The organism is Fibrobacter sp. UBA3629 (assembly GCF_002374005.1).
Taxonomy (GTDB): Bacteria; Fibrobacterota; Fibrobacteria; order Fibrobacterales; family Fibrobacteraceae; genus Fibrobacter.
The window spans coordinates 74,191-95,578 of record NZ_DFLC01000036.1 but is presented as its reverse complement, the minus strand read 5'-3'; the positions used below and the strand labels follow the sequence as shown (position 1 = coordinate 95,578).

Sequence of the window (21,388 nt, the reverse complement as noted above, 5' to 3'; positions counted from 1 at the left end):
TACTTCCTACTGTCTACTACATCATGAAAGCCGGCATTTTCACCATTCTTCTCCTTTGCTGTTCCAACGTATTCATGACTTTCGCCTGGTACGGGAACCTCAAGCTCAAGGAAATGCACATCAGCACCGACTGGCCGCTATTTCTCGTAATCGTGGCCTCTTGGGGAATCGCCTTCTTTGAATACTGCATCGCCGTTCCGGCAAACGTCATCGGTAGCCGCATCAATGGCGGTCCCTTCACCTTGATGCAGCTTAAAATCATCCAGGAAGCCATTTCGCTTACGGTATTCACCGTCATCGCGACAACAGTCTTCAACAACGAAGCTTTGCACTGGAACCACATCGTCGCTTTCGCGCTCATCATCGGCGCCGTATTTTTCGCATTCCTCAAGTAAAAGGTTCATGGGAATGAGACTCTTTATCCTGGCATTTCTCTGCATCGCGGCGGCCCACGCGGCCGAAACCGCCGATACGAGCGCAGTCCAGGAAAGCAGCGCTTCAACTACGAACAAGGTAGCAGCCGTCGCCGTCGACCGCGACTACCTCGACTTTTCGAACATGCTCATTCCCGTCACACACGAGGCTAGGCTCGGCTCCCCCTATGGAATCCGCAACCACCGTCTGCACCGGGGTGTCGATGTCAAGATTATCCGCGACGAGCCTATCGTCGCCGCACTGCCCGGCGTGGTCATCATGTCCAAGTACAACCCCGGCGGCTACGGCCACTACGTACTGGTCCAGCACGACAACGACATCCAGACCCTCTACGGGCACCTCTCCAAGCGCGAAGTCAAGGTCGGCGACAAGCTGCTTCCCGGCGACATCGTCGGATTGGGAGGCAACTCCGGACGCTCTTCCGGAGCGCACCTCCATTTCGAAATCAGGTACGGGAACTACAACATCGACCCCGAAACCGTCATCGACTTTCCGCACTGGTCCCTGACAGAAGACGCAAGCCATATTTCCAAGAGCGATGTCATCACCGCACACCGCAAGATGCAGTGGCGCCTGAAGAAAGAAGAATACGTTGTCAAGAAGGGCGACACCCTCGAAAGCATCGCCGCATGGTTCAACATCTCGGTAAAGGCGTTGTGCCGCATCAACAACATCTCGCCAGAATCGCCGCTCAGGATCGGACAACGGCTTCGCGGCAGCGGCCAGTAATACAGCCCAAGTTATGCGTTCAGGTCCAAAAAGGCCTGTTTAAGTTCTCGGGTCGCAAGTTCCGGGTCGGCAGCCTTCATGATTGCGGAAACGACACAAATGCCAGCAATGCCGGAACCCTTGAGAACAAAGATGTTATCCTTGTTGAGACCACCAATCGCGTTCACAGGAACCGGGACAGCCTTCACGATTTCTTTGAGAGTTTCGACAGGAGTAATCACCGTTTTCACATGCGTCGTGGTCGGGTAAATCGCACCGCAGCCCAGGTAATCTGCACCCTGCTCATAAGCCTCGAGCGCCTGCGGGATAGTCTTTGTCGTCGCCCCTATGATCTTGTCCGGCCCCATGATTTTCCGGGCGATACCTACAGGCATATCGCTCTGCCCCACATGAACTCCCTCGGCACCAATAGCGAGGGCCACATCAACGCGGTCATCGATAATCAGCGGAATCCCGTATCGGGCCGTAATCTCGTGCGTTGCCACCGCCAAGTCCATATACTCGCGGGTAGACTTGTCCTTTTCTCGCAACTGGACGATGGTCGCCCCGCCCTTGCAGGCGGCCTCAACAACTGGCAAAAAACGCTCTTCGGGAACGCTCGTGCTGTCGGTAATGAAGTAAAGGGTCGTATCGAGGGTCTTCATGCTCCTAAAAATAGCAAAAACAGGCCTTATATTGTGATTTTGCTTAAATTTCGCCCAAAAATCAAAAAAATTTTGTTTACAGGGCTCCGAAAAAGTTATTTTCTTAATGTAAATGATTCATTATTTGCAAGGGATGTAGCACGATGCACATGCAAGCGCAAAATAAGGGTCGCAGGGGCTTTACCCTGATCGAAGTCATGGTGGTGACCGTTGTCATGGGGATACTTGCTGCAGTGGCCGTACCGAGTATATTCGGGCTGGTCGAAAGATCAAAAGAAAAAATTGATTTGTTGAAACTGTTCTATCTGAGGGACGCGCTGAACAGGGCACTGATTGAAGATGAAGAAGCTTTGTTCAAAGGTGATTTTGCTTCCCAGAATCGCAGCAAGTTGAGTACTAAATTGGCTAGTTCAACCGGTGTAGACTTGTTCGTTATTGAAATGCATCCAAACCATCCCAACAATATACAGAGTGCCCACACCAGCATCAACAAAGGCTCAGAATTCAGCAAACTGGTCGGAAACAGTGGAATATGGTATGAAGCTCTGAATGAGGCTGGTTTTTATGGCGTCGCAGATATTCTCGATGCACGAAATAGTGGCAAAGACTTAAAAAAAGGTGGTGATACATATATCACGTACAAGTATAAAGACGTTAATGGTAAAGATCAATATCGGTCCTATCCCAAAGAACCTTTGTTCATCAGCAAGCTGTTGAATCACGGAAAAGAGGCTGGTCTGGATGCAATACAACACCAGGGCGGAAACAACACTAATTATCGTGTGACAGTGAGTTTCCAGTGGACAGGGATGGAGCCGACAAGTCGCTCCGTAGAGGTCGCCTTGCTTCCTGCTTCAATGAAAATGCGCGAATCAAAAACAAACCCAAAAGGCGGAGCTCTTCTCTCCGACCACGGTGTCTGCTTCTCGACCTATGGAGACATAGGCTGCGCGAATTTCAGTTACTAACCGCTACACGTACAAGTAATCGTTCAGCACGGGCTGCAAGCCTTCGCCCGAAATGTCGCCGTACATATCGTTGAAGCTGCGCGAGTCGTTGATTTCGAACTGTTCGTCGCCGCCTTCCCCGTCGTCGTGACCGCTGTACTTGCTTTCGTGGTCGCCGATGCCCGTAGATACGCCGGCAGAGACCTTCGTCGCGCAGATTTTCACGATGCCGTTGCGGAATTCCTTACTTTCGCGGCTCGAAACCGTAATGCCCACGTACGGCAAGAAGATACGGTAGGCGCAGAGCACCTGGCAGAGTTCCTTTTCGTGAACGTCGAGCGGGTCAATCTTGTCGTTATTGATAATCGGGCGCAGTCTCGGGCAACTCAAGCTCATCTCAGCATGCGGATACTTCTTTTGTAAGTAATACACATGGAGTGCCGATGCGAGCGCATCGCGGCGGAAGTCCGAAAGGCCAAGGAGTGCAGAGAATGCCACCCCGCGCATGCCCGCCATGAGGGCGCGTTCCTGGGAATCAAAACGGTAGGGGAATACGCGCTTATGGCCCATCAGGTGAAGTTGTTCGAAACGAACCTTGTCGTAAGTTTCCTGGAAAACCGTCACGTAGTCCACGCCGCATTCGTGCAGGTAGCGGTATTCGTCCGTATTCACCGGATAAACTTCAATGCCTACCATGCGGAAATACTTGCGGGCCAGCTTGCAGGCCTCGCCGATGTATTCCACACTGCTTTTCGCGCGGCTTTCGCCGGTGAGAATCAGGATTTCTTCCATGCCGCTGTCGGCGATGACCTTCATCTCGTGCTCGATCTGCTCCATGGAAAGTTGCATGCGCTTGATATGGTTGTAGCAGTTGAACCCGCAATAGACGCAGTAGTTCTCGCAGTAGTTCGCGATGTAGAGCGGCGTGAAGAAGTACACGTTGTTGCCGAAGTGCTTGCTGGTCTCGATTTTCGCCTTCGCGGCCATCTGCTCGAGATACGGGGCGGCCGCCGGAGAAAGGAGCGCCTTGAAGTCTTCCAGTGTGCAGCGTTCGTGTTCCAGAGCGCGCTTTACGTCCTTGCCGGTGTATTTAGAATAATCGAAATTTTCGGACTCGGAGAGAACCTTATCGGCAATGTCCGACTGGATCACTTCCATGCCGGGCAGATAATCCATTATATTAGTACGGGAACTCGGATCGTTTTCAAGGCGGTGCTTTTTTGCAAGAGCCCCTTCCGAGAGATTCCCGGAATCGAACAAGTAATTGTTGTCTTTTCTTTCTTGATTTTCCATTTCAAAACACCATCCGAAACCTATTTCAATTCCAGATTCTTCAGCCACTGGCGCATGGCAAATACCGACACGCTTTCTTTCCGGGACTGTTTCGCAATCCTGCTCCCGAAACTGGTCGCCATCTTTTCAGGGTCGAGCGGGATCCCTACCCTGCCCAGGTCGAGCCTGTCGGCATCGTAGCAGCAGTCTATGGTCGGGTCGCCGTTTTTCGGTTCGTGCGTGTGGAACTTGCAGGCATGGCAAAGCTTGTCGAAGCGCTCGTCTTCTATCTCAAAGAGCTTAGCCTCGCGGCATTCCTTCGCGAATTCGGCACCGCGTGCGCCGTGCTCAGGGTCGTGACCATCGTCAAAGCGCTTGCTGTCGTGGAATATGGCAAAGAGACGAACGACGTCGACATCCACGCCGGCAACGCGGCCAGCAAGCAGGAGCCCGTTGGCCTCCACCTGGTGCCAATGCTCGATGCCGTGAACGTCCGAAAGGTACGGACGGTTCGCGAAGGCATGTTCCATTATGGCAGCAAAGTCTATCATACAACATCGTCATCCCCGCGAAGGCGGGGATCTCCTTGCATAGCAGTTATTTCCCGTACGCTTCCTTCAGTTCCATCAAGCGCTGGAGCGCCTGCATCGGGGTCATTTCCTCGGGCTTGAGCCTGCGGATTTCGTCCTTCAACAGCTGCGTGTTCTCGTCGGGCGGTGCAAACATGTCCAGCTGCGGGTGTTCCTTCTGCTTCTTCTTCACGGCGCCATCACTCGGGTCAATCTTTTCCTTCTCAAGCCGGAGAAGTATCTTCCTCGCCCTGCGGACAACGTTGTTCGGGAGGCCCGCCATCTCGGCCACATGGATGCCGTAGCTCGAGTCGCAGGCGCCCGCGAGAATCTTGTGGAGGAACACCAGCTTGTCGCCCTTTTCCTGCACGGCCACCTGGAAGTTGCCCGCATGCTCGAGGCTTTCCACGAGCCCGGTGAGTTCGTGGTAGTGCGTCGCAAAGAGGGTCAGCGCCTGCCGTGCGGGCTCGTCGTGGAGGGTCTCCACAATCGCCCAGGCGATGGAAAGCCCGTCGAAAGTGCTCGTGCCGCGCCCGATTTCATCGAGCAGCACAAGGCTGTGCGGAGTCGCGTTCCGCAATATATTTGCGGTCTCTATCATCTCGACCATGAAGGTACTGAGCCCGCGACTCAGGCGGTCACTCGCCCCCACGCGGGTGAATATGCGGTCCACTACCCCAATGCGGGCAGATTCCGCCGGCACGAAGCAGCCGATTTGCGCCATCAATACGATGAGTCCGGTCTGGCGCAGGTAAGTCGACTTACCCGCCATGTTCGGGCCCGTGATGAGCATCAGGCGCGTGCCATCGGGCGAAAGCGAAACATCGTTCGGGATAAAGTCCAGGTCGGGGTTCACGGCGACAATCACCGGATGGAAACCGCCGCGGATTTCTATACCCGAGCCCTCGAAAACCTCGGGGCACGCGTAGTTGTACTTGCGGGCCGCCCGCGCGAAACTGTAGAGCGTATCGACCTTCGCCACCGCGTCGGCAATCTCCTGGAGTTCGGCACGCCAGCCGTCCACGCGGTCGCGCAGGCTACAGAATATGCGGTATTCCAGCTCGTGGATGTTCACCTCGGCGTTGCTGATGATGGATTCGCATTCCTTCATCTCGGGCGTAATGTAGCGTTCGCCGTTCACCGTCGTCTGCTTGCGGATATATTCCTCGGGGATGGGGCTTGTCGCCTTCGCCATCTGCGCCTTGGTAATCTCGATGTAGTAGCCGAACACGCGGTTGTAACCGACCTTCAGGCTCGGGATTCCGAGGCGTTCGCGCTCGCGGCCTTCCAGCGAGGCAATCCATTCGCGCTTTTCCTTGATGTCGGCGTTCATTGCGTCGAGTTCGGCATTCGCGCCAGGGCGTATCATACCGCCCTCGCGCACCGTGAGAGGCAAGTCCTCGTTGAATTGCGCCAACAGTTCCTCGCCGCGGCCGCGCGCGTGTTCGAGCGTCTCGCGCAGGCCTTCAAAAATCGGGGCCCGCAGACCCTCGAGCACGTCGGCCACCTTAGATGCCTGCGAAAGCGAACGGCCCATGCCCGCGAGGTCGCGCGCGTTGGCACGCCCACTCCCCACACGCCCCATCAGGCGTTCCATGTCGAGGATGCTCGTGAGCGATTCCTTCAGTTCGTCAAGCGCCACCGGGTTCTGTACCAGTTCGGCGACAGCCTCCTCGCGTTCCTGGATGCGCGAAACAGAAATCAGCGGGTGGCTCACCCAGTCCTTGAGCGTGCGCCCGCCCATCGCAGTCACCGTGTGGTCCAGCACCGAACAGAGCGTGCTCGAGTAGTCGTCCGCATTCAGCGGGCGCGTAAGTTCCAGGTTCCTGAGCGTACTCGGGTCGAGCGTCATGTAGTCGTCGAGATTCAAGATCTCGAGCGTCGTAAAGTGCGAAAGTTCGGACTTCTTCTGGTCCATCAGGTAGGCCATCAGGGCACCCGCGACTTCCGTCTCGCATTCGCGGCCATCGAGCCCGAGGCCCACCAGCGATTCCACCTTGAAGTGGCTAAACAGAACGTCGCGGCTCTGCTCCTCCCCGAACATGAATTCGGGAATCTGTGTCACCAGCACGTTATCCGCCTTGACCATGTCCATGATGCTCGAGGGAATCACCGCCCCCTCGGGTATCACGATTTCCTTGGGCATGCGGCGGCTGAACTCGCACTCGAAAGCCTGCACGCTGCTCCTGCATACGGCGAGGTAGCCCGTCGTCACGTCGGCGACGGCAAACGCGGCATCGTTACCCGCGGGCACGTAGGCAAACAGGTAGTTTGCCTCCTTCGCGTTCAGGTTCGACTCGTCCATCGCGGTGCCGGCACTGATAATCTCCACGATATCGCGCTTCACGATACCCTTCGCGAGCTTCGGGTCTTCCACCTGCTCGCAAATCGCGATGCGGTAGCCCGCCGCCACCATCTTCGGCACGTAGCGGTCTGCGGCATGATGCGGGAACCCGCACAAGGGAGTCGCACCCGAGGCGCCGTTGTTGCGGCTCGTGAGCGTAAGTCCTAAAATTTTCGATGCCACCACGGCGTCGTCCTCGAACAGTTCGAAGAAGTCGCCCATGCGGAAAAATAAAATGCAGCCAGGGTTCTGTTTCTTGATCTCGTAATACTGCTGCATCAACGGGGTGACAGCCATTACAGGTCTCCCATCGAAAGTTCAATCTGTTCCGGGTTATCTTCCGGAGGCACAGGTTCCGTAGGTTCGGATTCCTGCTTGGCGTACTGCGGCACGAGCGTGCCCGCTTCCAGGAGTTCGCTGAACTCGCGCAGGCGCGGCAGGTCCTCGGGAATGCGGTTGATGCCGAAATACTTCATGAATTCCTGGGTCGTCACGTACGTATAGGGGTTGCCGACAGTCTCGGCGCGCGCGCCCAATGCAATAAAGCCCTTGTCGAGCAGGTTCCTGATAGGGCCATCTACAGAAGACACTCCGCGCACCTGCTCGATGGCGGCCTTCGTGATGGGCTGCTGGTAGGCAATCACCGCGAGGGTCTCGAGTGCGGCCTGGCTCAGGCGGCGCGCATTCGCCTCGGGGAACAGCTTGCGCACCCACGGGTAGTACTTCGCACGCGTGCGGAAACGGTAGCCGCCCGCCTGCTCCACAATCTCGAACGGGGAATTAATCTTGTTCAGCGAATCGTTTGCAGCAATGAGCGCATCCGACACGGTACGGGCATCCAGAAAGTCGCCCAGAATCTCGCGCAACTTCTTGAGCGTCACAATGTCGGGCGAAGCGAACACGATAGCCTGTATAATGCGGGCAAGGTCCTCGCTGCTTTCCACTTTCGGAAGTTCTTCTTCGACTTCCTCGGCCTCTTCTACATTCTGCGGGTTTTCACTCATATAAGGCAAGATAGTAAAAAACACGCCGGATTTTCATTTTTTTGGGCGTTCCCAGCCCCAATTGCCATTCTGGACCCCAATGTCATCCCCGCGAAGGCGGGCGGACAGCACTTAGCACTTTAGTGCTTAGTGCGCATGGCCACCAAGGTGGGGATCTCCCATTCCATACCTTCATCTGTCACCCTGGAGGAGTGAAACGACGATAGGGTCCATAAACGCTTTTCATAATATAGTTTGCTTCGAGGGGCATTTCGCACGCAAACACATTCACTTCGTTCGAGTGTTTGCTTAGCAAAACGCCCTCTCTCCGCAAAGAAACACGAGTGTGTCTCCGGAGCAAGACTGTTTATCGCAGGAACGTTTCGAAGCGGGTACTGCGAAAGCCTCGTGGCTGTTAGACACTTCGGCCTTCGCGAATTGCGGGTCCGCATTAAACTGCAGGAAGATGCCCTTAAAATTTGTGGTTATTCTTCTAGCTTAACACAGCGAACGGAGAAACCGTTTGTCTTAAGCTGAGAGAAAACCTCTGAAGCTTCAGTTTCCGTATTGTTCGCTCCCATTGCAAGGGCATATCCTTCAACATACCCTTCACGACCTTCCTCCGGATAGAACCAAGCTGTGGATGATTTTAATCCTTGAAGTCTGCGATCCCATACGTACCCGGCGCCGACGAGGGAATAGCCGGTGGAATTGAACCCGTTAAACCCATACGAGGATCGAACCCCCGCAATTCCATGCGTATTGCCGTCGGCATGAAGCACTATGTAAAAATCTTCCTGGGTCAAGAGCCGCCATCCATCCGGGCAAATTCCCTGATGGTTCGGCTGAATCAAGTCGGCGCAACTCTTAGTGTTGCAATCGTTAGGCAGTTGCATCATCTCGGCCCACTGGTAGAGCCCCCCGTAACGGTCGCAATTTGTGGTGTCCCTATCGTAACAGTAACGTTCAATCGTCGTATCGTCAGCCTGATCCTTTACATATGTAATCATTTTGCCGACATTGAGGTTTTCAGCCATTACAGTCACGGAATCCACCTCTTTCTTAGAGTTCTTGCCCCTTATCGTAATGTAGTAGTAGCTGCGGCCATTACGTTCGTCGACAAAGGTCTTGTACTCGTCCCTCATTGCCCCCAAGGTCACCGTATGGTCAAATGGCACATATTCACTACTGCTAGACGCAACATCCTTACTGGAAGACGAAACAACAGAACTACTAGATTTTACACTCGATGACGACGATTTTACGGAACTACTACTAGAGGCTATATTCGAAGAAGACGACCTTTCAGAACTACTACTCTGTATTTTGCTTGATGACGATTTGTCTTTTTCCTCACTAGAAGAAAACTTCACAGAACTGCTTGAATTGTCATTGCGAGGAGTCGAAGACGACGAAGCAATCTCCTTGCTCGAACTGCTGCTTGTTTCTTTCTTGCTAGAGGAGGACTGGAGATCCCCGCTCGAAGCGGGGATGACAGACGATGACGATGTCGTTTCGTCGCAGTCCTCGCATACGGACGAAGAAGAATCCTCGTCCCGCGGGGCGAAACTGCTATCATCGTCCCCGCATGCCGTCAAGGAGAGTCCCGCAACAGCAAGAAACATCGCAAAAGAAACGAGAAAAGAACGCCTCATTTATCCTCCAAATGCAGTCTTATCCCAAAATACCAATGAAAATATAACATAACACGGGGCAACACCCTAGACAGTTGCTGGCCGCGAAGTGTTAAAATTGGAAATACAGGAACGGGTTGTAGCTCTGGGTAAAGAGCGCAAGTGTCGCGAGCACAAAGAGCCCGAGCGCGACTGCGGCCTTCCAGGGTTTCACCTCGTTGCACCAGTCGAAACTGCGGAATTTCCAGAACGAAAGCAGGGCTGCCACCGCCATGAACACGATGCACGTGGGCGTGAAGATTTCGGCCGTAAGGATGGCGTCGGCGCCGCTCACCGGCATAAGCCCGAGCATCGATTTCCACATGCGCCACGCCTCGCCAATGCTATCGGCACGGAACAGCACCCAGCCGAACAGCACGAGCACCTGCGTAATCAGGATTTGCACCACGCGGGGCGCCTTGTAGTAAAGCGCGTTCTTGTTGTTCGCACGTTCCACAATCATGAAGAAGGCATGGTACAGGCCCCAGCAAACGAACGTCCAGTTCGCGCCGTGCCACACGCCGCTCAGGAACATGACCATGAACAAATTAAAATACAGGCGCTTCTTGCCCACGCGGTTTCCACCGAGAGCGATGTAGAGGTAATCGCGGAACCAACTCGTGAGCGAAATATGCCAGCGCTTCCAGAATTCGGTAATGCTCCCCGAGCGGTACGGGCCGTTGAAGTTGCGTGGGAAATGGAACCCGAGCATCAGGCCGAGGCCAATCGCCATGTTGCTGTACGCCGAAAAATCGAAGTAAATCTGGAACATGTACGCAAGGCTACCCCACCACGTATTGAGCACGCCCGGAGCGTCTGCCGCAAACACGCGATCGGCGATGATGCCCACCTGGTTCGCGAGGAAAATCTTCTCCGCAAAGCCGAAACTGAAGAACATGATGCCGCGGACGAAATTCTCGAGCGTATGCGTGCGTGTCGCAAGTTCCTCGGCCACCGTATTGTAACGCACAATCGGGCCCGCCACGAGCTGCGGAAACAGCGCCACGTAACAGGCGAACGTCACGAAGTCCTTGACCGGAGGGGCGGTGCCGCGCCACACGTCAATTGCGTAGCTCATGGACTGGAACGTATAGAACGAAATGCCCACCGGCAAAAGCACCGTCATCACCGAGAACGGCTCGCAGCCAAGCTTTGCCACCACATCGTTGATGACGCCCATGCCGAACATATAGTACTTGAAGAACCCGAGCGCGCCGAGGTTCACTACAATCGCCGCAAGGAGCGCCAAATTGCGTTGCCGCTTGCTAGCGCCAGGCGCAGAGATGAACCGCCCGCTCACGTAAACCACGAGCGTCGAGCCGAACATCAGGAATACGAGCCACGGTTCGAGCCAGCCGTAAAAGATGTAACTGAAAATCGTGATGAAGAAGTTCAGGCCGGAATGCTTGACACCGGCGCGGAACAGCACAAAGTACCCGACCAAAAAAGTCGGCAAAAAGTAGAACAAGAAAATCTGGGAAGAGAAGACCACAGCCTATTCGTTCACTTCAATCGCGAGATAGCGCGGGGATTCGTCATCAAAATACTCGTCTTCCACGGCTCCGTCCCAGTTGCCCTCGAGCGGCACAATCTTAAGCGTATGCTTGGCTTTCGCCTTGAACTCGCTCACGTTGCCCTTGCTCTTGTCGGCCATCTTGTCCTTGACCTTGCCGCGAGCGATAAGCGGGTTGTACACGCCCACCAGGATTTCCTTCGCGTCAAGCTTGCCAGAGACGACCTTCTGCACCTTGTACTTGAACACGTACACGTAGCTGTAGAGGTCGTTGCTCGGCATCTTGCCCGGGATTTCGGTCAGGCGGGCTTCGACAGTGACGGGGTCAGCCGCGAGCGTGAAAGCCGCAGCAGCGAGAATAGCGATAAAAAACTTCTTGAACATAGGATGAAATATACAAAAAGGAGATCCCCACCTTGGTGGCCATGCGCACTAAACAACAAGTTGTTAAGTGCTGTCCGCCCGCCTACGCGGGGATGACAAGAAAAGAAAACAAAGAACCCCGCTCTTTCGAACGGGGTTCTAAGCTGCTTCACTTGGACTCGAACCAAGGACAACGCGATTAACAGTCGCGGGCTCTACCAACTGAGCTATGAAGCATCGTCTGTTAGACGCCCCCAAATATAGATAAACAACGTCCTTTGTCAAGGGGATTTTGCGGAAAAAATCATAAATTTTTGCGTTTTTTTCGCATAAGGTCGATTTCGGCGGCATAACCGGGGAGTTCGTTCGGGGTTTCGAGGTAGAACGGCAGGTCGCGGAGCGCCGGATGGCTCACCACGCGCACAAGCGCCTCGAGCCCGATAAAGCCCGCGCCGATAACCTCATGACGGTCCTTGTGGCTCGCGAGCGGGTTCTTGCTGTCGTTCAGGTGCACCGCGTGCAGGCGCTTCAGCCCGATAACCTTGTCGAACTGTTCCAGCACCCAGTCCAGGCGGTTCACGATGTCGTAGCCGCCGTCGTGCACGTGGCAGGTATCGAGACAAATCCCGAGCTTGTCCGAAAGTTCCACCCGGTCGATAATCGCGCGCAATTCCTCGAAGGTACGGCCGACCTCGCTCCCCTTCCCCGCCATGGTCTCGAGGAGCACAAGCGTCTTCAGGTCCGGTCGCAGAATCGCGTTCAGGTGTTCCGCAATCAGTTCTATGCCCCTTTCGGCCCCCTGCTTCACGTGGCTCCCAGGGTGGAAGTTGTACATCGCGCCCGGAAAGTGGTCCATACGCCACAGGTCATCCTTCATCACGTCGCGGGCATAGTCGCGCAACCCCGGGTCCACCGCACACGGGTTCAGCGTGTAGGGTGCATGCGCAAGCGCGGGCCCGAACTTGTTTTCGCGCATCAGGTCCACAAGCGCCGCCGCGTCTTGCTTATCGAAAGGCTTCGCGGCACCGCCGCGCGGGTTACGGGTAAAGAACTGGAATACGTTGGCCCCTATGGAGAGGGCATCCTCGCCCATCGCCTTGAAGCCTGCAGCACTAGAAAGATGACAACCGATATAGAACGTCACAAACGAATCCTCATGGAGCGGGTTTCGCTTCCGGCCTTGACCATCAGCACGAACACGCCGCCACGACCGAAAACGGAAAGGGAGAGGCTGTTCATGCCCGGCTGCACCTTGCCAAACGCACGCGACAGCATACGGCCCTGCAAGTCGAGTAGGCGAACCTCGGACCTAGACCCGGCAAGTGTTCCCGGAGCTTCGAAAGCGACGTCCAGACTACCAGCAGACCGCACGAAGCGGATTTTCCCGATAGAGCTTGCGGCAACGGCGGGCAACGCCGACTTCGGGACAACACGGAATTCGGCTTTAGCCACCCTGGAAGAAAGTTCCAGCTTCACCGGATGGCCCGCTGCGCACACGCGCTCCATGCCATCAACAACAAGTACCGCGCTATAGCCCATCGCTTCAAGTTCTGCCAGGCCTTCCACGCCGAGCAACGCCGATTGCGGTTTCGCCGACGAAACCGCGAGCGTCCAAGAGACGCTCCCGCCGGCAGGCATGGCCGATGCAGCCCGAACACTCTTCGCAAGTGCACGCGTGCTGTCATTCCCACCCGAAATAGAAAGGTTAACCCCCGGCGCCATCCCTGCCGGCGGCTCGGCGACATCCACGCTACGGCTACCGACCCCGACAACATTCCAGGCATCCTCGCTGCCGTCCTCGCCCTTCAGCGTCAAGCGCACGCTCCACGAACCGCGAGCCGCCTTCCGGAGCGACTTTTCGAGCGAGACAACCGCCACATGCTCGACATGTCCGTAAGTCGCCACGGGCTCCTTGCCGAATACCGGCTCCGTCGACACCGCCCGGACGCTTTCGCTATCGCTATGGACCCAGAACGCGCCAAACGGAGGCAACACGGAAACAGGGTCATAGTCACGCTTATCCGCATTCCACACCCACAGGGGGCTTTCCGCGCCCTCCGCATTCTCAAAATCGGAAGCATCGCCGGTCGAAAGCGCCCACGGATAAGGGTTCGCGACCATGTTCCAGCCGTAGAATTCATGTTCCAACTTCCAACGCAGGGAATCCGCAACGGAATCCGGAGCCTTCATCGGAAGCTCGAGTTCCGACTTCGAATAGGCCCAGAAGCCATCGACCGCCTCCACGGCATCATCCAGCGCATACGGCACATACTGCCAGTAATCGCAGACCTTCGCGCGCTCGTCCCAACGGTAGGCCGTCAGGCCGGCCACACCCTTCACGGAGTCCTTCTCGACAGAACCGAGCGCCACCATCGTCCAGGAATTCGCCATCAGGGTTACGCCGCCCGCAACATTCCATTCCGTCGTCTCGAAGGTGTTCGTATCGAGCGTGACAACCGCCCTGTAGTTCCCCTTCGGAATATCCCGGAAGACGAAAATGTCGAGGGAATCTTCCGGAGTCCTCACGACAAGCGTATCGACAACGGCGGAATCCGCCCCATTGACAAGCGAAAGCTTCATCACGACAGGCGACGGAGTCTCGTTGCGGATGCGGATATCGACCTTCGCAATATTGCCCGATGCGTAGACCTCGATGGATTCGCAGCGCACAACCTGGATCAATGTATCAAGCGCATCGGTTTCTTCGGGAACCACTTCAACTGTGTCGACGCCACCGTCATACGCATCAAACTTCGGGAGCGACACAAGCCACGGAAGGCCATCGTTCTTGTTTTCGTCCCAATCCCAAGCAGGGGCTTCACGTTCTTCGGCCCCATTCAGCACATCCCTGAAAATAGCAGAATCCATTACGACCAGGACCTTCTCTCCGCGATATTGCAGGATAAACTCATCCGAAGGCTCCGTAGCAACCACCTCGATCAGTTTCTGCTTTACCTGTGACGCTTCCCGCGCACGCCCCGTAAAATCGACCGCATAGACCGCGTTGACATAGGCACGCTTGTTTGCCGCAGCCGTCACGCCGAAAATCAAGGGCTGACGCTGGCACTTGAAACCATCCAGGTCGAAACCGCCACGATAATAGGCGTCCTGCATCAGGAAATCCGCATTCTTCACCGTGCTGTCGTCACGGCCGAGAATCCCCGCCAGGTTCATGTATTCCTGCCCCGTCGTGAGCAGCGTATCGCGAAGCACCATGGCTCCTCTAGCGAACACCTCCCGAATCTTGACAGAAGGAACCCTGCCAACATTTCCAACCAGGCCCCCGATGGCAAAAGATCCCGTATCAGCCGGCTGGAAGCGGACATCCATCAACGTATCGCGCTTGCCGACCGCATACGAGCGCTCAATAACGAGGGAATCCGCAGTATCCGTTTCCCCGAGCAGGCCGCCTAAAGAAAGACGCCCGGGAACATTCGTCGCCATCACCCTACCCGCGAAGAAAGAGGAATCCACCAGCAGGAATCCCTTGGAAGCAAACCCCACGAGGCCTCCCGCCTTCCACGCCGTCACCGTATCGATAGACGACCTCTGCACCGCAAGTTGCAGGCTCCCGGAATACGACGAAGACCTCACGGCCAATTTCGCATTCTCGGAAAAACCGACCAGACCTCCCAAATACAAGGGGGACCGGGCATCATAAAGCTGGTTATGCATCTGCATCCCGATTTTTCCCGACGCCTGCACATTCCTGATTCCGACCGCCTGGGCATCCATGCGGCCGACGAGGCTTCCCGCCGCACCGCTGAAAGTGAAGCCGCGCATTTCCGGAGCGGATTTGACATTTTCGATAACGGCAGAGAAATATCCCGATTCGCTGTGGATGTCGCCGACGAATCCGCCCGCATAGATGCGCTGCACGTGGTTCGCAAATCCGAAGTCCATCTTTCCGTCATACCCGACATTCATAACCGATACCAGCGGACGCGCCTTCTCGTCGTCGACAAAGGCGTTGCCCAGGATACCGCCCACGTCCAGGAACGGAACAAGCAGGCTATCGGTGCCTATATCCACATTGACCGAGCCGCCGTTTACCCAGAAGGTATCGGAATTGACAGCCTTCCATTGCCCGACAAGGCCGCCCACATAAAATACGGTTGCAAAGAAATGGTCCGTATCGAACAGTGTCGAAGAAGACGCCTTGATGCGTCCGTTCACTACCGCATCCGCGGCAAGGAATCCGCCGGACGCAATCTTCCCCGCGACACCTCCTATATTCACGGCTTCCGTATTCGCATCGAAATCCCCGGCGATAGAAATATCCACATTAAGCGTATCCATGACAAACTGGGTCATGTTGTTCGCCATGCCGACAACGCCACCGAACAGAGCCGTATTGGCATCCACCTCGCCGTCAATGCGCCCCTGCTCCATCGAAAGCGAAATGCTCGAGAGCATCACCGTAAGCGAATCCTGCACATAGCCGAGGAGACCGCCCACCGCCTTCTTCGAGCTGCTGTTCACAACAAAATCGCGAACCACGACATTGGAAAGGACCGCCTTACCCCTCTCGGGTCCCTCTTCGGGCGGCGAAACGATACCGACAAGGCCTCCCGCAAACGACGACGCGGAATCGACATTCACCCGGACATTCTCGAACAGCACGTTTTCGAGACGCAGGTTTCCATCGACGCGGCCGGCAAGCAAGCCAAAATACTTTGCGCCCTTGGCATCCGCACGGATATTCCTGAACCTCAAGTTTCGCACAACCAGCTCATGTTCAGCCACATTGAACATGCCGTAGGAATCGGCCATCGCCGTATTTTCCATGCAGATATTGGATATCGTGTGCACCTCGTCGCCCTTAAGGATAAAGGAGCCCGCAAAGTTGACCGCATCGAACGCAGGGACGCACCCCGAATCCGGAGCGGACTCGTCAAATTCGATATCCGAAGTGACGGTTACCTGAAGCGTGTCGTATTCTGCACACAGCACTTTACATTCCAGAATCTCCAGATTAAGCATCCACCAATCATCCGCGGAAGCAACATTCATGTCGCACCGTTTCCCAGATTCGGAACAAACCGTCGCAGCACACCATCCGTTAACGGCAAAAAACGAAAGTATCAGAAACAACAAAAAACGATTCATACCACACATCTCATTGCGCAAAAAAATCAGAACGCATAATTCACCGTCGCCGTGCCGTAGAGGTCAAAGTATTCATCCGAAAGCAGGTCCGGGCGATGGCTGTAGAGCGCCCCGATTGTCCACGAGGATGTCAAGTTCTTCAAGTGCGTAAACCCGAGCGTCAGGGAACCGCCCACATCCATTTCTACTTCGCGCACATGGGCAGAACCCTCGTCGCGGTTCAGGAACTCCTGGCGGAACAAGCCCGTCAGCGACAGGTCCATAAACTTATCCACAATCGGCATCTGCAGGCTTTCCGCGATGCGCCATTCGAAATCGTCCATATTGTCGCGTTCATAGACCTTATAGCGCGGCACCACCGAGAGGCGGTTGCGCACCTTGCCCACAGCAGTCAGGAGCGAAACAGGATAGCTCTGTTCAAAATAGTCGCCACCATGGAAGTAATAGCCGAGAATTCCGAAAGTCTCGTCGCTAAAATTGAAATCGGAGATTAGTTTATCCTGTTCGAATCCAGAATAATCCCGCCGAATGCACCACACTCCACCGACATTCAAGGTGTTGTAGGGTAGCGAGAGGCTAAGGCCCAAGTTAAACGTGTGCTTCGCGATGTTCTCTTCGAACTGCGTCGCCAGGTAAGGCTTTTGGACAAGTGCATAGTATTTCACCCACCGTGCGGAATCCACCTTCAGCGTATCGTCGCCATCGACGACATCAATGGTCGCCCCGCCGCGTTTCGCGAACCACGGGTCGGAGTAGATTCCCGATGCCGCAGAATAATTCGCATAGAGCCTCTGGTCCGTACTTCTCGTCCTGTAGTTGAAGGCATAGCCCGCAACGATTTTCAACCGGCCCGCCACATCAAAATTATTCGCGATTTTCGCGGTATGATCGTAAAGCGTTCGGCTATCATCCTGCTCATGCTTTTTAAGCCAGTCGTCGTCCGCGCCAGGCAAGAGGCCAAGAGCACTCCCTTCCGCAAAGCCGAACACGTTGTAATCTTCCCCATGCGCCGCATTTTCAATTTCAAGCTTGTACTCGGCATTCAGTTTCCAGAAATCCATCACTTTCTGGTTCAACGACACAAACCACTCGCGGGAGTTCTGCAGCAAGTCGGGAGAGCCCGCACTAAAGTAATCTGGGCCAACGAACCGCATGTGGGCATCGACAACCGTATTTTTGAACGCCCAGTGCATGGACGCGAGCCACGCAAAATTCTCGCCGTTCCAATTCTTGATATCGGCATGCGAATCCTCGTCGTCCTTGTAACCAGACAACACGCGTTTCGCGCGTTCCAGGTACGCCTTGAGAGCAGAACGCATCTCCGCCTCGGTCATCATCGCGTTTTCGCCAAAGATTTCTTCCAGTTCGCCACGCGAAAGCAGTTCCACAAGCGTCTGGTTGTTCATGAGCCTGCGGAGCTTCGCATAGTTCGACACGTCAAGCCCGGCATCGGAAAACACCTTGTTCACAGCGCGCTGCATCAGGACTCCCGACGTGTCGGCACCGCCAACTGCAAACTGCGCATTCAGCGTCAAGTCGCCCGGGAACATCTTCCATTCCGCATCGGCAAAGAAGGCCCTCGACGATGTCGCCGGCACCGCCGTATTCACGTTAGCGCTGGAACCGTCTCGCAGAAGCGGATCTTCGAGTTCATCCTTGTTCCCGATAAAGCCAAACGTCGCATTGAACCTCCGATTCAGATTCCAACGGACTTTCCCGCCCACAATGAGCTGCTGCGGCTCCGCCTCGCCATCCTCGATGTAGTCCTTGTAGACATCCTTGTTGCGCTCGCCCACGAGTTTCGGAGCGCGCGTCTCGCCACCAAAAGCGCTCAGCATGAACATCGGAATCCCGGCAGAATTGCGCAACAGGTTGAAGTCATAGCTCGCACCCAGCAGGTCGATTCCCGCAAGGTAGGTTTCCCCGCCCAGGAGGTACATGTCGCCAAGCGCAATCCGCTGCAGGCTGTCCCGGTAAACGGCAAGGACATTCTCGGGGTTGAAATAGTTCCAGCGGTCCATCGAAAGGTTCGCAGACATCTCAAACAGCTTTCCGTCCGTCGATCGCACCTGCATATAGGCATTTGCGTTTGCAAAGAGCCCCGGCACCTGGAAGAGGTTCGGATATTCGTCGCCGTTCTCATCTTTCTCCGTCCAAACCGCATGATAGCCTAGCGTCATTGCAACGTTTCCGCTCATCGCCCATTGGACTGGGGCTGCCGATTCCGCATGGTGGCTCTTCGAATAGGCTTCCGCTTCTGGATTCTCGGGTGCATCGGGAAGATTCTTCATCACCATTGCGAAATCCTGGGAAAAGTCGCTGTCGTTACCGCTTACCGCATTCTTGAGCTCATCCGAAGGACTGTCGCTCTGCACAAGACCGACCTGGTTTCCCTCGATACTGAGCCTGCTAAAATTCAGGCTGTTCCAGTCCTGCGACACCAGGCCGACCTCGTTACCGCTGATGTTCGACTGGTCGAATTTGAGTTTCGCGCCTTCCTGCAAGACTGCACCAAACTTGTTTCCAAACAGCGAAGCTCCTTCGATTTCGGCCTTCACCCCCGAAGCAAGCCAAAGCGCAACGCCCGCATTGTAATTGAAAGCGCCACCGTTCACCTGCACGGAAGCATCCTTCGCAAAAAAACCGACCCGCCCCGCATTCAAGATATCCACTTCGCTCATGGAAACCGAGCCGCGCTCCACCGCAAGTCCGATTTCCGCACCGTCGATTTGCAGGTACGAAAGGTTCGCCTTGTGATTGCCCGCCACCGAGATTCCGTTCCAGGAGCCACCGTCGACACCGCGGAACACGACCGGGCTATCGGCTTTGCCCATCACCGAAAGCGAACCGCCACGCACATCGAGCCCAGCCCCCTGCCTGAATTCAATCACAGCGCCCGCCTCGACAACAAGGCCCTTGCCCTCGCCCACGACTATCGTCTCGCTTACCGTATAGGGCGACTTGTCCACCGTCAGGAATCCGGAGGTTTCCCCCTTCAACTCCGAAGGCGCAGCAACCGCAAAGACGGATGCCGCAAAGGCAACAACTCTAACAAACCAACTTCCGAACGACATTAGCGAACCTCGAACCGCTTAACCGCCTTGGCCTTGAATCCGCTCTTATGAATCACTTCGATATCGAACTTGTTCTTTGCTCCACGGACAAGCTCGACGGGAATGTCGTAATCCAGCGACTGGATTTGCGACAGGGTCTCCTGCAAGATGACCTTGCCGTTCTGGCGCACCGTTACCCTGTAAAGGAACTGCGGGTCGTTCTCCGGGTTCTTGATCTTGAACTGGAGCGTCTTGCCGATGCGGTCCGCGATTCCCATCGGAGGAGGCGGCACCAGCAGATTCTCGTTCGGTTCTCCGAACACTTCGACAACAAAACGTTGCACCGGATAGCAACCCATCGATTTCTTTGCCGTAGCGACATTCTTCGCAAGGTCCGTCGCCGTGTAGACGTATTCGTGAACGCCAGGGACAAGCTTGACAGTCCTCTGGCCATTCTTGGACACAGTCTCTTCCGAAGTCGCAGAGCCGTCCACCGAGAGCGCAAGGAGGGCCTCATCGCCCTGCATTCCGCCAACCGAGAGCTGCGCCTTGCACGCAACGGAATCATACGAGACGAACTGAATCTGCGGAGCCACCTGGTTCACGCCCGCACACGAAGCATTCACGCCGACCGCGACCTTCTTAGTATCCTTGGCCTTCGCCGATGTAAACACGACCTGCGCCTCGGTCTCCGTCCAGAGTCCATTCGCATCGTTCACGGGAATATTCTGCACAAATGCATGCGGAGCGCCATCCGCCACCGCCACAAGATTAGACGACGTAAAGGTCTTGCCAAGTTTAACCACGAGCTTCGCGTTCGGATCGGCCGTGCGGTAGTTTCCGCTGACGGTAAGGCCAGCCTCGCACACTTCTGCACTCTCCGCATCCAGCGTGAATCCGTTCTCGGGCAAACTTTCCACCGCGGCCTTCCTCATCTCTTCCTGCACAGAAGCATCCGCTGCCTTCACATCCTTCACCATCTCGTCGAGCGCCTTGCCCGACTTCATGATTGCCACGAGGCGGCGCGCCAGTTTCGGGTTACCCGAAGAAGCTAGCTTGAGCGTCACGAGCGAATCCTTTCCGAAAATCGTCTCGCCCGCACCGATAGAAGATGCCGGACCGTCCTCGCCCGTTTGCACATCCAGCTTACCCGTCGAAAGACTCGCAAAAAAATTCTCGCCGCCACCCACGAAGCCATCCGTTCCACGGATGGATGCCGTGTGAACCCCCGTCTTGAAGCGGAACTTGGACTGTTTCTTCTGCTTCTTGATGGCGAACTTGACGAAGCCGTCTTCCACGTTCAGACGCGTATCGAAGGAGCCCTTGCCGTCGGGTTCCAAGAGGCGTTCAATTTCGACTTCCGCATTCTCCGCTATAGACACGGTACTCCCGTCCGGAAGCCCGAAGATAATTTCGGACTCGGCTCCCGTGCGGAGACGGTCAGTCTGGAAAATGGAAGCCCCCACGACAAGCGGAGACCACTTGACTTGCTTTGCCTTCTGCCTCTCGCATTCGCCAAGGGCGGCGCGCACCTTGCCCGCAACAGATGCAGAGAAGGCCAGAGAGGGGATTAGAAAGAGGACCGGAAGCAGGCGGAACGGAGAAGTTTTCATAAGACTCCTTTTGGGGCGTTCGACTTGTTAAAAATAAACCTTTTTTTGCAAAAAAGCACATGCCGCATTTTACAAAGAAGTCTTTTGCAACCCTTTTTTGACACCCCATCCTGCCATCGCCAAAGCGTATTTGGAACACCA

The 21,388-nt window shown here is 55.4% G+C and carries 15 protein-coding genes and 1 tRNA gene; 3 read left to right on the top strand and 13 right to left on the bottom strand.

Annotation, left to right across the window (positions count from 1 at the left end):
- Nucleotides 1–23: 23 nt before the first annotated feature.
- The gene (locus tag B2310_RS11210; RefSeq protein WP_290731579.1) at nt 24–395 is read left to right on the top strand and encodes a DMT family protein; all 372 of its coding nucleotides are present in this window, start codon (nt 24–26) and stop codon (nt 393–395) included.
- A 13-nt stretch (nt 396–408) separates the two neighbouring features.
- Nucleotides 409–1,164 (top strand): M23 family metallopeptidase, encoded by a 756-nt coding sequence (locus B2310_RS11205; protein ID WP_290731575.1) that lies wholly within the window; start codon nt 409–411, stop codon nt 1,162–1,164.
- A gap of 11 nt (nt 1,165–1,175) precedes the next feature.
- Here the strand turns inward: B2310_RS11205 and thiE are convergent, their stop codons facing one another.
- On the bottom strand, nt 1,176–1,808 hold the full coding sequence (thiE, locus tag B2310_RS11200) for a thiamine phosphate synthase (protein ID WP_290723765.1): 633 nt from the start codon (nt 1,806–1,808) through the stop codon (nt 1,176–1,178).
- 143 nt (nt 1,809–1,951) lie between these two features.
- Here thiE and B2310_RS11195 point away from each other — a divergent pair, with 143 nt between their 5' ends.
- Nucleotides 1,952–2,776, top strand: a complete 825-nt coding sequence (locus B2310_RS11195; protein WP_290731571.1) for a type II secretion system protein — start codon at nt 1,952–1,954, stop codon at nt 2,774–2,776.
- A gap of 3 nt (nt 2,777–2,779) precedes the next feature.
- Here B2310_RS11195 and thiH read toward each other — a convergent pair whose 3' ends face one another.
- From thiH to B2310_RS11135, 12 genes are all read right to left on the bottom strand, one after another.
- A complete protein-coding gene (gene thiH / locus B2310_RS11190) occupies nt 2,780–4,048 on the bottom strand; it encodes a 2-iminoacetate synthase ThiH (RefSeq protein WP_290731568.1) in 1,269 nt (422 codons plus the stop codon).
- A gap of 20 nt (nt 4,049–4,068) precedes the next feature.
- Complete coding sequence (locus tag B2310_RS11185) at nt 4,069–4,578, bottom strand: hypothetical protein (protein WP_290731565.1); 510 nt, start codon at nt 4,576–4,578, stop codon at nt 4,069–4,071.
- A 46-nt stretch (nt 4,579–4,624) separates the two neighbouring features.
- Complete coding sequence (gene mutS / locus B2310_RS11180) at nt 4,625–7,237, bottom strand: DNA mismatch repair protein MutS (protein WP_290731562.1); 2,613 nt, start codon at nt 7,235–7,237, stop codon at nt 4,625–4,627.
- Entirely contained in the window at nt 7,237–7,944 is a 708-nt protein-coding gene (scpB, locus tag B2310_RS11175; protein ID WP_073113677.1) for an SMC-Scp complex subunit ScpB, read from the bottom strand. The genes mutS and scpB overlap by 1 nt, the downstream gene beginning before the upstream one ends.
- A 464-nt stretch (nt 7,945–8,408) precedes the next feature.
- Nucleotides 8,409–9,578 carry an FISUMP domain-containing protein gene (locus B2310_RS11170; RefSeq protein ID WP_290731559.1) on the bottom strand — a complete coding sequence of 390 codons (1,170 nt, stop codon included), beginning with the start codon at nt 9,576–9,578 and terminating at the stop codon, nt 8,409–8,411.
- A gap of 91 nt (nt 9,579–9,669) precedes the next feature.
- Nucleotides 9,670–11,040 (bottom strand): MBOAT family O-acyltransferase, encoded by a 1,371-nt coding sequence (locus B2310_RS11165; RefSeq protein ID WP_290731556.1) that lies wholly within the window; start codon nt 11,038–11,040, stop codon nt 9,670–9,672.
- 51 nt (nt 11,041–11,091) lie between these two features.
- The gene (locus B2310_RS11160; RefSeq protein ID WP_290731553.1) at nt 11,092–11,493 is read right to left on the bottom strand and encodes a hypothetical protein; all 402 of its coding nucleotides are present in this window, start codon (nt 11,491–11,493) and stop codon (nt 11,092–11,094) included.
- A gap of 143 nt (nt 11,494–11,636) precedes the next feature.
- Nucleotides 11,637–11,709: transfer RNA gene (locus B2310_RS11155), tRNA-Asn, on the bottom strand.
- Between the two features lie 67 nt (nt 11,710–11,776).
- Nucleotides 11,777–12,616 (bottom strand): deoxyribonuclease IV, encoded by an 840-nt coding sequence (locus B2310_RS11150; RefSeq protein WP_290731550.1) that lies wholly within the window; start codon nt 12,614–12,616, stop codon nt 11,777–11,779.
- Entirely contained in the window at nt 12,613–16,485 is a 3,873-nt protein-coding gene (locus B2310_RS11145; protein ID WP_290731546.1) for a hypothetical protein, read from the bottom strand. Before B2310_RS11145 ends, B2310_RS11150 begins: the two co-directional genes overlap by 4 nt.
- Before the next feature lie 122 nt (nt 16,486–16,607).
- Complete coding sequence (locus B2310_RS11140) at nt 16,608–19,655, bottom strand: right-handed parallel beta-helix repeat-containing protein (RefSeq protein WP_290731543.1); 3,048 nt, start codon at nt 19,653–19,655, stop codon at nt 16,608–16,610.
- On the bottom strand, nt 19,655–21,247 hold the full coding sequence (locus tag B2310_RS11135; protein WP_290731540.1) for a FecR family protein: 1,593 nt from the start codon (nt 21,245–21,247) through the stop codon (nt 19,655–19,657). The genes B2310_RS11140 and B2310_RS11135 overlap by 1 nt, the downstream gene beginning before the upstream one ends.
- Between the last annotated feature and the right edge of the window lie 141 nt (nt 21,248–21,388).

Bases quoted from the DNA above. Each gene is read 5' to 3' on its own strand.
- scpB (WP_073113677.1), bottom strand. From the start codon at position 7,944: ATGAGTGAAAACCCGCAGAATGTAGAAGAGGCCGAGGAAGTCGAAGAA.
- B2310_RS11195 (WP_290731571.1), top strand. From the start codon at position 1,952: ATGCACATGCAAGCGCAAAATAAGGGTCGCAGGGGCTTTACCCTGATC.
- thiH (WP_290731568.1), bottom strand. From the start codon at position 4,048: ATGGAAAATCAAGAAAGAAAAGACAACAATTACTTGTTCGATTCCGGG.
- B2310_RS11135 (WP_290731540.1), bottom strand. From the start codon at position 21,247: ATGAAAACTTCTCCGTTCCGCCTGCTTCCGGTCCTCTTTCTAATCCCC.
- B2310_RS11160 (WP_290731553.1), bottom strand. From the start codon at position 11,493: ATGTTCAAGAAGTTTTTTATCGCTATTCTCGCTGCTGCGGCTTTCACG.
- thiE (WP_290723765.1), bottom strand. From the start codon at position 1,808: ATGAAGACCCTCGATACGACCCTTTACTTCATTACCGACAGCACGAGC.
- B2310_RS11145 (WP_290731546.1), bottom strand. From the start codon at position 16,485: ATGAATGTTGCTTCCGCGGATGATTGGTGGATGCTTAATCTGGAGATT.
- B2310_RS11170 (WP_290731559.1), bottom strand. From the start codon at position 9,578: ATGAGGCGTTCTTTTCTCGTTTCTTTTGCGATGTTTCTTGCTGTTGCG.
- B2310_RS11140 (WP_290731543.1), bottom strand. From the start codon at position 19,655: ATGTCGTTCGGAAGTTGGTTTGTTAGAGTTGTTGCCTTTGCGGCATCC.
- mutS (WP_290731562.1), bottom strand. From the start codon at position 7,237: ATGGCTGTCACCCCGTTGATGCAGCAGTATTACGAGATCAAGAAACAG.
- B2310_RS11210 (WP_290731579.1), top strand. From the start codon at position 24: ATGAAAGCCGGCATTTTCACCATTCTTCTCCTTTGCTGTTCCAACGTA.
- B2310_RS11185 (WP_290731565.1), bottom strand. From the start codon at position 4,578: ATGATAGACTTTGCTGCCATAATGGAACATGCCTTCGCGAACCGTCCG.
- B2310_RS11205 (WP_290731575.1), top strand. From the start codon at position 409: ATGAGACTCTTTATCCTGGCATTTCTCTGCATCGCGGCGGCCCACGCG.